Genomic DNA, 12,533 nt, shown 5'->3' with positions numbered 1-12,533 from the left:
TTATTCAATCGACAGATTGTCGGTTGGAGCATGGGAACTCGGTTGGTTACAAGCCTTATTGAAGATGCTCTTATCATGGCGATTCACCGCAATAACCCACCTAATGGCGTTATTCATCATTCTGATATAGGATCTCAATATTGCAGTAATGCTTATCAATCGCTTCTCAAAGAACATGATTTTATTTGCTCCATGAGTGGCTCGGGTAACTGTTATGACAATGCAGTTATGGAAAGTTTCTATCATACTTTGAAAGTCGAAATGATTTATGGGGAACAATATAAAACTAGAAAGGATGCTCGATTAGCTCTATTCGATTACATTGAAGTGTTTTACAATCGTCAGCGCATCCATTCAACTTTAGGGTTTCAGACCCCGAATGACTTTGGGTTGGTTGCATAATGTTGGTGTCCTGTTTTTTCGAGGAAAGATCAAATGTGGCGTATTTTGAGGCGACTATAGGCATTTGTTCATTATTCTACGGGTGCTTTTTTAAAATGTCGAACTACCTTTGTCGTCGCATTGTCAATTATTTCGCCTCTAATGTCGCCGGGTGTATCACTAACTTCGGCTAACATCCAAATATATAATTTCTCAATATCATCGCCAGACTTATATTGTATTATTTTCTCATTGGAATAAATTCGTGCGGTATATTGTTGATTCATATCTCATTCTCCATTCAAGATATTGCTCAATAAATCCATTTCACAATTTCATCTTGAAAGACCTTCTTTTAAGCAAAATCTTATTATAAATTATAGCCTAGTTGGGGTGCTCGTTGAGATGTTTTGATACGTTTTGCTTGTCCTATTTGTTTAATCAGATATTCGTCAAGGAATCGGCGGTTTAACAAACCAGTCAAGAGCTCGCAGATTGATTGAGAATGCAGTATGGGGTAAGTCAGGATACGTGTGCAAAATGGGTCACTTCATTTTTATAGAGACCCATAACCCTTGCCGTGTATGGGTTGTAGCCTTTTGCCATAGAAATGGTTTTTAAGATAAAAATTAGAGTAAACTATTACTGCTCCCATGGTGGCTTTGGTGTGATTGTCAATGGGGTAGAACTATCATCTTTTTTCATTTCCTCCTGATTTGCAGTAAGATCAAGAGCGTTATGTCGCATTGTTGTTTTAAAATTTTGCATTCTTTCACGTGCTGCTAATAATTCTTCCTCTGATGGTTGCAGTGTAACCGATGACAACTGACTTTGCTCATCTTTATTGTATGGTTTATCAGCGCAAACAAATGGAAGTGCCTGGTTAGTTATAACATGAATTGTTGATAATTCATTATGCCCACTTGGTAGTGATATTAACTCAACATTATACCCGTTTCTTTGTAATTCTTGAGGGAATCTTTGGTTAGCTTCAAGTCGAGTTTCGCCTGTAACATTATATTTGATTTGGTTAGCAGGTGTTTGTCTCAGGGTTTCTAATTGGCCAATAGACATGAAAATATTCAAGCCTTGTGGTGAATAAATCTATTTTTTATCATTTGAAATAATCAAGTAGGAAGAAATGGACGAGTAAGTTGCTTTAGTTACCATCGGAACAGGTAGTATTGATACAGCTGTATGTCAGGAGATGTAAAAAATCGAATTATCAAATTTCATTGATTGTTATTTCAAAGAAGGCAATCATGGACCAATAACCATGGCGCGCAAGCGCGGATTGTCCTTAGGACATGGCATTAACCCAAATTTTTATTGGAAAAAATGCAATGTTATTTCATGTAGAAAGAAGGACAATCCTTTTGCGAAAATACATTAATGTGGTCATGAAAAAAATAGAGCCTATTATTGCAAGCGTCAGAAATTGCGGCCACACGATACCAAACCCTGCCCCTCTAAATAAAATCGATTGAGCAAGCATCACAAAGTGAGTGTTAGGCGCAACCAGCATCATGGTCTGGACAAATTCAGGCATGCTCTCACGAGGGGTCAATCCACCTGAAAGCATTTCTAGCGGGAGAAGTACCAGAATCAATAAGATACCAAATTGAGGCATGGAGCGGGTGATGGTTCCCATAAAAATACCTATTGACGTTGTAGCGAACAAATTGATTGCCGCACCAAGCAAAAACAGAAGAATTGAACCCTCAATGGGGGCAGAGAGTAACCCTTGTACCACTGTAATAAGCGAAACAGCACAAACGATGAGTACAATGGAAGCCATTGCCCAAATTTTGCTGGCCATGATTTCAAATGGCGTGACTGGCATCACTAATAAATGTTCAATTGTTCCATGTTCGCGCTCCCGAAGTAATGCGGCACCCGTTAGCACAATGGATAACATCGTTACATTATTAATCAACTCCATTAAGGCACCAAACCAGATCTTAGTTAATGTCGGGTTAAATCGAACGCGGACTGCAAGATCAACAGGCGGAGTTTCCACAGAACGATAATGTTCGACAAATTCATTGATCTCCCTCTCAATAATAGTTTGAATGTAGGCTGTTCCTGTGAACGCCTGACTCATGCGTGTAGCATCAATATTCAGTTGAAGGGTTGGCTTTCGCCCGGACAAAAGATTCCGTTGAAAATCAGGCGGGATATTTAAACCAAAGGTATATAAGCCTTCATCCATGCCCGAATCCATCTTTGCTTGTGAGGTGGTCACGTATTTTATAAATTGTGGGGGATAAAAAGCATCCCTGATACGTTGTGAAACAGCGGATTGATCGAGATCAACAATGACAATCGGTGCTTTGTGCAGCATTTCGGGCATGGCTGTGGCTGTTGTATAGATTTGTACAGTAAATGCAAAGACGATCAGTGCTATCATAATTGGGTCACGAAGCAAACTTCGATATTCCTTAAACCCAAGTTGCACAATATTACTTATTGTCACTTAGCGCTCCTGTTTTTTTAAAAATAAAAGACAACACCCAAGCAATACCGGCAAGGTGATGAGTAAATATAAAAAAGGATGGAGCAAATCTTGAAAACTCAGTGCCTTGGAAAAAGTACCTCGCGAAATCGTAAGAAAATGCGTTACCGGATAGATTTGGCCTATCATTGCTCCCAATCCTTCCAAAGAGGATACCGGCTCTATCATGCCAGAAAACTGGGTGGCTGGAAGAAGCGTCAGTATTGCAGTTCCAAACAATGCCGCCACTTGGCTTTTCATAAAAGTGGAGATTAGAAATCCCATCGAAGTGGAAAGAGTAACGTAGATTAAAGCACTAAAGAAAAGGATGGAAAAACTTCCTTTGATCGGTACATCAAATAAATAAATGGACAAGGCGATTAGCAATAGAAAATTAAATACGGCCAAAATCACATAAGGTATCAATTTTCCCAAAAGAAACTCAAGTTTAGTAATGGGCGTCACGTATAAATTAACGATGGATCCCAGCTCTTTTTCTCGCACCACAGAAAGTGCCATCAACATCGCCGGGATTAACATCAATAGGATAGGAATGACGGCTGGAACCATGGCAGGTAAACTTTTCACATCCGGGTTATAACGAAAACGAGGCTCAATATTGAAGAACTCCTCCGATTTTTGATGAGTCAAATAAGGCCAACTATTCACTAACCAATGCTGATGCATTCCATACACATAACTCTGAATGGTTTCTGCACGGGTAGGCATTGCTCCATCAATCCATGCCCCAACTTGTACGGGAGTCTCTTTATTGATGTCACGGGCAAACCCACTTGGGATTTCCAATGCCAAGCTTAATTTTCCGCTTCGCATACGTTGATCCATTTCTTTATAATCCAAGATGGGAGGGAGTTCTTTAAAATAGTGCGAGCTGGCTATATTAAGAACATAAGCGTGGCTGGCATTCGTTTGATCCCGATCAAGAACTGCAAAGGTTAACTGTTCGATATCCAGAGTAACTCCATAACTCATAATGATCATCAGTAGAATGCTTCCCAAAAGCGCAAGAGTTGCACGAATTGGATCGCGTATCAGTTCGAGCGCTTCACGACGGCTGTAGCTGAACATGCGTCTGATGTTGAAATATTTTTTTGCAGGAATGATTTTGGGGTGTTCAGATAAAGAGCTCATGATTGGTTTTGCAGGATGTTGCCCTGAAGGATTCACCTCCTTCTTCTTCATGGCCTCTTCTAGATAGCTGATAAAGGCTTCTTCTAGCGAAGAGGCTTGTCTTTGTTGGATGAGTTTGACTGGATTTTCACTAACCAATACTTTACCGGCATGCATCAGCGAAATGCGATCGCAACGTTCTGCCTCATTCATGAAATGGGTAGAAATAAAAATGGTTACTTTATCCTGTCGGGATAAATCAAGCATTAATTGCCAAAATATATCGCGAGCAACCGGATCAACACCAGAAGTCGGTTCATCAAGAATGAGTATATCGGGTTGATGGATAATGGCTACAGCAAGAGAAAGCCTTTGACGAAGACCTAGTGGTAATGAGTCAGGCCGTTCATTTTCATAGTCAGACAAAGAGAATTTTTCGAGCAATTGTTTGATGCGTTTGGGAATGCTATGGGCGGGCAAACGAAACAATTTGGCATGCAACATGAGATTTTGATGAACCGTTAATTCCGTGTACAGCGAAAAAGATTGGGACATATAGCCAATGCGTTGACGTATCATCAGATCGTTTGAATCAACAGATTGTCCAAATAGCGAAGCTTGACCCTCGCTGGCAGGAAGCAGACCGGTTAATATTTTCATAACCGTTGTTTTGCCACAACCATTCGAGCCAAGAAACCCAAAAATTTCGCCACGCTCTATACAAAAATTGACGTGGTCTACTGCGACAAAATCACCAAAGCGTTTGGTCAAACCGGTTGCTTCAATAGCTACTTCCGATTTTTGAGTGGATGAGCGGGGTTCTATTACCATGGGGTGCATTTGTCGCTGCTGCTCGGGTAAGAGGGCAACAAACGCTTCTTCCAGAGAATGAGTACGACTTTGCCTCAACAGGTCACTCATAGTCCCTGAAGCCAAGACTTTTCCAGCATTCATTGCAACCAGCCAATCAAAACACGCCGCTTCCTCCATGTATGCAGTGGCCACCAGAACACTCATTTTCGGCATTTCAGCACGCAACGTCTCAATGAGCTCCCAGAATTGACGCCTTGAAAGGGGATCCACTCCTGTCGTAGGCTCATCCAGAATTAACAGATCGGGAGTGTGAATCAGAGCACAACATAATCCAAGTTTCTGCTTCATCCCTCCAGACAGCTTACCTGCTGGCCTGTCTCGAAAAGGGAATAACCCTGTTCTATCCAACAAACGGGTAATGTAGTATTGTCGCACTTCACGGCTATGGCCAAAAAGACTCCCAAAGAAATCGATGTTTTCAAATACTGAAAGGGTAGGATACAGATTTTTCCCCAAGCCTTGAGGCATATAAGCAATGCGCGTGCAGAGGGCTTCACGATGAGAGCTACTCGCCATATTGCCACCAAGAACAAAAATTTGTCCGCGTTGAATGACGCGGGCTCCAGCAATGAGTGAAAACAGACTGGATTTTCCAACACCATCTGGCCCAATGAAGCCAACAATACAACCAGAAGGCAGTTTAAGAGTAATGTTATCCAGGGCACAAGTTTTACCATACCACAAACTCAGGTTATTGATTTCACAAACCGGTTTTTCAACCCCATTATTGGAGGCCTTGTTATTTGACATTTATTTTAACTTCCAACGCCGCGGGCCATTTGCTTTTGGGATCTAATTGAACATAAGCCATCCCTGGCAGCCCTGTCTTGACTAAGGCGATATATTTTTTCAGCAATTCAGGTGCAATACGGGCTTTAACACGGAACATCAGTTTTTCTCGTTCACTGGCCGTTTCTACGGCTTTAGGTGTGAATTGCGCCACACTGGCGACAAAAGTCACCTTAGCCGGTATCACATAGTTGGGTGCCGCATCAAGAATTAAATGAACTGGTGCGCCGATTTGTACTTTACCTGCTTGCTCTGTTGGAAGAAAAAAAACCATATACACATCACTTAAGTCAACCATGTTCAATACTCTGCCTCCTGCGCTGAGCACTTCTCCTGGTTGCGCAACCCGAAACTGGATACGTCCATCACAGGGAGCGATTAAAGTGCTGTCGTTGATATCTGCTGATATACGCTCGATGGTCGCTTGGGTCGCATCGACAGAGGACTCTACGGCGACAACTTCTGCCTCAGCAGTTGCAATCGATGCATCAGCGGAAGCAACATGCGCTTTGGCAGCATGGAGAGTGGCTTGTGCGCTATAGAAATGAGCACGGGCCTCATCAAGACTATCCAGTGACGCAGCCCCTTTAGTGACCAATTTTTCAGTACGGGAAAGGCGTTTTTGCGCCAAATCGAGCTCTGCTTCGCGTTGAGCAACGGTAGCTAATGCGGCTTCTTTTTCACTTTTTCGTTGAATGACCTGATTTTTGGCACTAATGACTTTGCTCTTGGCTTCTTTATTCTGTGCTTTGGCTTCTCTAAGCTGTGCTTCTAATACTTCCGTATCCATTTTAGCCAGAACTTGACCTGATTTTACAAAGTCACCTTCATCCACCAGGATGGTTTCTATTCGTCCAGGAATTTTGGTTGCAATATCAATCTCTACGGCTTCAATACGCCCATTACCACTGGCAAAACCTTCTCCCATTGGATTGGGGTGATAATAATACCAAAAAATGGGTATTAGCATAAGGCATAAACCGCCAATAACAATTCCCCATAACCATTTTTGTTTCCTTCCGACGGCCATGTTCATCCTTATTTTCAATAATCTCTTTTAATGTACCGGTATGAGGTGCATTCCAAAGTCCGCACGTTGTTTGGCATAAAACTGATTTAAGTTATTTTTGCTATATTAAAATTAATTCACTTAATGATTTAAGACAAATGTATTTTACACTCATTATGATTATTATAGGGATTTTTTTCCTTTTAGGAGGAGCCATCGTGGTTTGGCCGCTTATCAAAAAAGCATCGTATTATCATTACCAATGGATAGCCAATCTTGTGCTTATTTGTTTTTTTATAGGCAGTTTTCTTTTTGTCATTGTCTACACCCTTTTGATTAATGAGTTTTTTACGAATTATTTTTACGCCACCCTTTTTTTATTAGGGGGTTTTTATGTGTTTTGGATGAGTTATTTGAGTTCAAAAACGATTGAAAAAATCAAAACCATGGATAATTTGAAGTTAGAATATGAAAAAATTCGTTATAATGCAGAACACGATAAACTCACCGGATGCTTCAATCGTCATTATTTAATGGAAATTTTGGACAATCGCTTTAGAAAAATCAAATTAAACACTGGACAGTTAACGGTCATGTTTGTTGATTTAGATGGGTTTAAGAAAATCAATGATGAATATGGCCATGATTTCGGGGACCAAATCTTACAGCGCTTTGGTCAATTATTAAAACAACAACTTCGAGAAGAAGACATCATTGCCCGCTATGGTGGCGATGAATTTGTGGTATTGGTTGAAAACATCCCCTTAACTAAAGCCAAGTCTATCGGACAGAAAATCATTCAAACGACTTCTCGGATTACCAAAGAAAAACTCCCTAATCATTCATCACTTGGTTGTTCTGTGGGCATCACCCAATTAACCAAGAACTCGTTATCCATCAATAGCGTGCTAAAAAAAGCGGACGACGCCTGCTACAAGGCTAAAAAAAATCATGGCAATACCATTTGGGTCGATGACAACATGACCTCTTCATTTCTTGACTGATAACCCATGACAAATAACATTGATTAATAATCAAGTAGAAATTTAAAAAAGAAAATATCCTCCTACAGCGAAGATGAGATATAAAAAAACCAAGACGCCGCCCATCCATCGTGATATCCGCTGTGTTAACATAAAAAGAGAGATTATGACCATGGTGAACAAGCAAAAAGGCAGATAGAAAATTAATGTTTGCTGATTGACCTTCACGGGTTTTATCATGGCAATAATACCTGCATTAAATAAAAAAAATGCAAAAATTGAACCGACCACATTACCAAAACTAATTTCCGCTCTTCCTTTAAGTGCTGCAGGCAATTCCCTGGCTATTTCCTCAATACTGACTAAAAAAGCAAGAATAATCATTCCGAAAAAGGTGCCGGAAAGTCCAAAATATCGAATCATGGTTTTAGATGCCATAACGATGAGCTCACTCCCCACAAGAATGGCTACTAGAGAGAAGAGAAGTAATCCTAAAGATTTCCACCGTTCTTCTTTTTTGACCGAGTCTATGGTTTCAGAAAGTTCATGAGATGGCTTGATGTCATACCCTTTTTTATGGAGCCATAAGAGGTAAAAGACTGAAAGGATAAAGCTTACAAATAAAATCAAGCCATCGATTCTCGAAAGTTCCCCATCTAATGCGAATAGCCCCCATAGAAGAATAGCTAGGTTAGGTAAAATAAGAATACGTTTTGGTGTTTGCTTAAATGTCATCGGTGCAATTAATGCGGTGATGCCAAAGGCTAGTGCAATCGCGACCATGGTGGCACCGATGATTGAACCTAAGGCAATGCCTGCCATTTCGTTAAACGCACCGACGGCTCCAATGGCTAAGTTTTCTGGGTCGAAACCAATAAAAACAACGCTGATGAAAAAAGTAGAAACTCCAAAACTGGCCGAAGTTCCCACGGCTCCTTTCACCAGTTTCTCAGCAAAACAAATCACCAATAGAAGTCCTATGATAAAGAGCCCTATGGCCAGAAAAATATTCAATTTGTTGCTCCAGCAATGGAATTAGGTGTTGCCTTTTCGAGAAAATAAAGAGTTAATTCTTGTTCTATCACTGCAACTTGTGAATAAATTCTCTAATCGCAGCCACCTTGCATCATAGCTTACTTAATCCAAATAAATAAAGCTTTGCGGAGAAAGAAGAAGCCATCCGCTCTAATTCACTAATTGAGATAATATTTTAAGCGCTTATCCTCTATCGCTTGATTTTAATTTATGTTAGCATGCTAATTATTAGTTTGTTAATTGGTTTTTGGAAATGAGGCGCTTCACTCTGTTAGTGCATGAAATTAGCCTTGGTTGGCTCTATTTGCTCGATACAATCTCAAAACAGTTGAATTTTGGTCAGGCCCATCGAGCCTGGCTATTCCCCTTCTTAAGGGTAAAAAATCCATTGCTCCTTACGCAGCATCCTACCCTCTTTGAGACGTCAATTAAGCGACTCAGAGTAGGGCAGGTCATGAATAAATCGTACTTAAAACCTGCTGGGGCAACATCCCTTGATTGTAAGAGAATCCCTATCCACCCTGTGTCCTCCAGATTGAAATGGAGAAGCATATGAAATCCGCTTACCACAAGTTGATTGGGTTAACAGGGGCAATGGCTTTATGCTCATGCACTGTTGGGCCTGATTTTGTAAGACCCTCACCATTAAGAAACCAAGCCTACACCTCTAAATCAACATATCAATTGGGCAATCAACACGTAGCACTGAAGAATAAAACGTCACGAACCTGGTGGAAAGAATTTCATTCCCCAGCGCTCAATCACCTGATGGAGCAAGGCATCCAGCATAATTATTCTCTGGCGGCCATGCGAGAATCCTTGGCACAAGCCAAAGAGTTGGTTGCGGCCTCCCAAGGCCAGTTATGGCCTCAAGCCGGGCTCAATGCGACCGTCGGAAGGCAACAATATGGTCCTGCCACATTTGGACCCGTTAATCTCCGAATTGAACCCTTTTCCTATTATCAAATAGGTCCTAATGCTTCTTATACGCTCGATGTCTTTGGTGGAACACGTCGCACCATTGAAAAGCAAAAGGCATTAGCTTTATATCAACAACATGAGCTGGATGCCGCATTTTTGACATTAACCGGTAACATCGCCACAACGTCTTTAACCCTTGCGACAATAAAAGCACGCATCGATGTACTTAAGGACATTATCCAGGATGACAAGAAAAATCTACAGCTGATTCAAAAATCCTTTAGTGTGGGTTCGTCTTCTCGAAGTGATGTTTTAAGCGCGCAAAGCCAGTTAACCAATGATGAAACTTTATTGCCCTCTCTCTATCAACAACTTCGTGTTGCACAAAACACACTCAATGTTCTTTTAGGTACACTGCCACCGCGTTCACAGAAGGATTTAGTTTTTCAGTTAAAAGACTTTACTTTGCCTAAAAAACTGCCATTAGAACTGCCATCAACGCTTGCTCATAAAAGGCCGGATATCCTCGCTGCGGAAGCGAGTTTGCATGCAGCCAGTGCGGATGTTGGAATCGCTACGGCACGTCTTTATCCCAACATCACCCTTTCTGCCACACTCTTACAGGAGGGAGTAATTCCCAGCGCTCTATCAAGTATTTCTCCTAATGCATGGAGTCTTTTGAGTAATTTAACAACTCCTGTTTTTTCTGGAGGGACATTGCGTGCACAACGCCGAGCCTCCATCCATGCCTACCAATCGGTTTTGGCTCAATACCAACACATAGTACTTAAAGCATTTTATCAAGTGAGCGACCTGTTGTATGCCTTAAAACACGATGCAGAGGAACTTGCATTACAGAAAAAAGCGGTGCTGACCGCCAAAGAGTCTCTACGTGTGGCCAGATTGAGCTTTACTGCAGGCGTGGTTGGCGTTTTAGAAGTGCTTGATGCGGAACGATTGTATGCTCAATCGCGTTTGGGCTATGTCAATGCTCAAGCACAAAGGTATCAAGACACCATTCAACTGTATCTTGCTTTAGGTGGAGGGCTCTATCCTTAAACCTCGTGCACCTTGTTTATTAGGAATCAATGAGGTGGATTAATGAACTAGCAAAAATAAGGAATGTGCAAAAAATGGGGGTCATTCGCTCTGTGAATGAATTGAAATACTTTTTCCTTTTTTAACTAAGTCAGAGAAAATTTTAGAATTAAATGAAATGAGTTACAAATCATTAGTTAACAACGGGCTATACAATATGAACGCGTTCCCTATGGTATTATATGAAACCGCAGCCACTTGGCGAAATTTACTTGATAAACGCTTAAAACCATTAGGCCTTAGCCAGGCAAAATGGCGGGCATTGCTCCTTCTCTCCATGACGAAATACCCATTGACACAAATCCAACTTGCTAAAAAGCTAGGCATTGAGGCGCCGACTATTGTCGGTTTAATCGATCGCCTCACTAAAGAAGGATGGGTGATTCGACAAGATGCAGACTACGATCGCCGCGTCAAAGTCATCTGCCTTACTGAAAAAGCCACATTGACTCTTGACCAGATACAAAATACCGCAGAGGAACTTTCTAAGGAATTACTTGCTCCTTTATCTGAAGCAGAATTAGAAGCATGTATTGCCACACTACAAAAAATTAAGAAAACCGCCGAGGAATCTTATGAATAACCCAACCCTTCTGAAGAAATCAATCCTGCACAAGTGGCGCAATAAAACGCATTCATGGAAACGTTTTCTAATCGTCTTAAGTCTCACATTAATCACCTTAGCCAGCATTTATTTCTGGACTCTTGCTCAACGGTATGTCAGTACAGAAGATGCCTATATTAATGGAAATGTAGTCCAAATTGCATCCCGAGTAACCGGCCCGGTAAAACACCTCTATGTGGAGAACAATCAATTTGTTGAAAAAGGGCAACTGCTGTTTGAGTTAGACCGCACGCCTTTTGAAGTCGCAGTGGAACAAGCTGAGGCCCAATATCTCATTGATAAGACCAATCTGCAACATGCCGAAGCCACTTCCATTCGAACCCGAGAGTTAGTCAAAAGCGAAGTGATGTCTCGTCAAGCCGGAGATGATGTTAAAGCAAAACTTAAAAGCGCCAAAGCAGCTTTGAGACTTTCAGAAGCCAAACTCAAAGAAGCCAAATTGAGACTATCCTATGCCCGTGTGCTCGCTCCAACAAGTGGTTGGGTGAGCAACCTGTCTCTCAGGGTGGGCAATGTCGTTTCAGAAAACCAGCCCCTGTTTGCGATGATTGATGACACCACCTTTTGGGTGGATGCTAATTTTAAAGAAACAGAACTGGAACACATCCAACCAAATCAACGAGCAACCATTAAAATCGACATGTATCCCCATAAACAATTCATTGGGGTGGTCAACAGCATTAGCGGTGGAAGCGGCACGGCGTTTTCATTAATGCCACCACAAAATGCCACTGGAAACTGGGTCAAAGTAACACAACGCGTCCCTGTCCGCGTGCAAATCATCAAACCGGACTCCCAATATCCTTTGCGCCTGGGCACTTCAGCCAAGGTATCCATCGATTTACAGTCCAAGCAAGTGAGTAAAACCTCATGAATAATCCTTCGGACTCTTTATCCGCCTCACAACGCTGGATAATTACCGTAGCCATCATGGCAGCTACCCTGATGCAAGTATTGGACACGACCATAGTTAATGTCGCACTGCCTCATATGCAGGGTTCATTAGGCGCAAGCCCCGATGAAATAACCTGGACCTTAACCAGTTATTTAGTAGCTTCTGCCATTTTCATGCCTTTAACCGGTTATTTTACAGATAGGTTTGGCCGAAAAGCCTACCTTCTTTTATCAATTATAGGGTTTACCCTTACCTCCGCTTTGTGTGGTGCAGCAACCTCTATCGTACAAATGGTGGTA

General features: G+C 41.6%; 12 protein-coding genes. 6 read left to right on the top strand and 6 right to left on the bottom strand.

Annotated features, from left to right (window positions below):
- Positions 1 to 30 precede the first annotated feature (30 nt).
- A complete protein-coding gene (locus Lsan_RS22095) occupies positions 31 to 402 on the top strand; it encodes an IS3 family transposase (RefSeq protein WP_019350446.1) in 372 nt (123 codons plus the stop codon).
- 71 nt (positions 403 to 473) lie between these two features.
- On the opposite strand, the gene Lsan_RS11555 is transcribed toward Lsan_RS22095, so the two are convergent.
- The 5 genes from Lsan_RS11555 to Lsan_RS11535 all read right to left on the bottom strand — a co-directional run bounded on the left by Lsan_RS11555 (position 474) and on the right by Lsan_RS11535 (position 6,698).
- Positions 474 to 668 carry a hypothetical protein gene (locus tag Lsan_RS11555; protein ID WP_014845111.1) on the bottom strand — a complete coding sequence of 65 codons (195 nt, stop codon included), beginning with the start codon at positions 666 to 668 and terminating at the stop codon, positions 474 to 476.
- A 355-nt stretch (positions 669 to 1,023) separates the two neighbouring features.
- The gene (locus tag Lsan_RS11550) at positions 1,024 to 1,455 is read right to left on the bottom strand and encodes a hypothetical protein (RefSeq protein ID WP_014845110.1); all 432 of its coding nucleotides are present in this window, start codon (positions 1,453 to 1,455) and stop codon (positions 1,024 to 1,026) included.
- A gap of 277 nt (positions 1,456 to 1,732) precedes the next feature.
- Entirely contained in the window at positions 1,733 to 2,857 is a 1,125-nt protein-coding gene (locus Lsan_RS11545; RefSeq protein ID WP_019350447.1) for an ABC transporter permease, read from the bottom strand.
- Positions 2,858 to 5,629 carry a ribosome-associated ATPase/putative transporter RbbA gene (gene rbbA / locus Lsan_RS11540; protein WP_014845108.1) on the bottom strand — a complete coding sequence of 924 codons (2,772 nt, stop codon included), beginning with the start codon at positions 5,627 to 5,629 and terminating at the stop codon, positions 2,858 to 2,860.
- A complete protein-coding gene (locus tag Lsan_RS11535; RefSeq protein WP_019350448.1) occupies positions 5,619 to 6,698 on the bottom strand; it encodes an HlyD family secretion protein in 1,080 nt (359 codons plus the stop codon). Before Lsan_RS11535 ends, rbbA begins: the two co-directional genes overlap by 11 nt.
- Positions 6,699 to 6,895: 197 nt before the next feature.
- Between Lsan_RS11535 and Lsan_RS11530 the strand changes: the two genes are divergently transcribed.
- A complete protein-coding gene (locus Lsan_RS11530) occupies positions 6,896 to 7,681 on the top strand; it encodes a GGDEF domain-containing protein (RefSeq protein ID WP_230304804.1) in 786 nt (261 codons plus the stop codon).
- 42 nt (positions 7,682 to 7,723) lie between these two features.
- Here Lsan_RS11530 and Lsan_RS11525 read toward each other — a convergent pair whose 3' ends face one another.
- Entirely contained in the window at positions 7,724 to 8,674 is a 951-nt protein-coding gene (locus tag Lsan_RS11525; protein ID WP_014845105.1) for a sodium:calcium antiporter, read from the bottom strand.
- A gap of 573 nt (positions 8,675 to 9,247) precedes the next feature.
- Here Lsan_RS11525 and Lsan_RS11515 point away from each other — a divergent pair.
- The 4 genes from Lsan_RS11515 to Lsan_RS11500 all read left to right on the top strand — a co-directional run.
- Positions 9,248 to 10,675 carry an efflux transporter outer membrane subunit gene (locus Lsan_RS11515; RefSeq protein WP_014845104.1) on the top strand — a complete coding sequence of 476 codons (1,428 nt, stop codon included), beginning with the start codon at positions 9,248 to 9,250 and terminating at the stop codon, positions 10,673 to 10,675.
- A 211-nt stretch (positions 10,676 to 10,886) separates the two neighbouring features.
- Positions 10,887 to 11,297, top strand: a complete 411-nt coding sequence (locus tag Lsan_RS11510) for a MarR family winged helix-turn-helix transcriptional regulator (protein ID WP_231294697.1) — start codon at positions 10,887 to 10,889, stop codon at positions 11,295 to 11,297.
- A complete protein-coding gene (locus Lsan_RS11505) occupies positions 11,290 to 12,213 on the top strand; it encodes an HlyD family secretion protein (RefSeq protein ID WP_014845102.1) in 924 nt (307 codons plus the stop codon). Before Lsan_RS11510 ends, Lsan_RS11505 begins: the two co-directional genes overlap by 8 nt.
- Positions 12,210 to 12,533, top strand: a 324-nt coding sequence (locus Lsan_RS11500) for an MFS transporter (protein ID WP_157068305.1), incomplete at its 3' end; no start/stop codon positions are given. The genes Lsan_RS11505 and Lsan_RS11500, both read left to right, overlap by 4 nt.

Origin of the sequence: Legionella santicrucis (assembly GCF_001468135.1) — a bacterium.
Lineage (GTDB): Bacteria > Pseudomonadota > Gammaproteobacteria > Legionellales > Legionellaceae > Legionella > Legionella santicrucis.
Note: the sequence above shows the minus strand (reverse complement) of the source record. Positions and strands in the feature narration are given on the sequence as shown.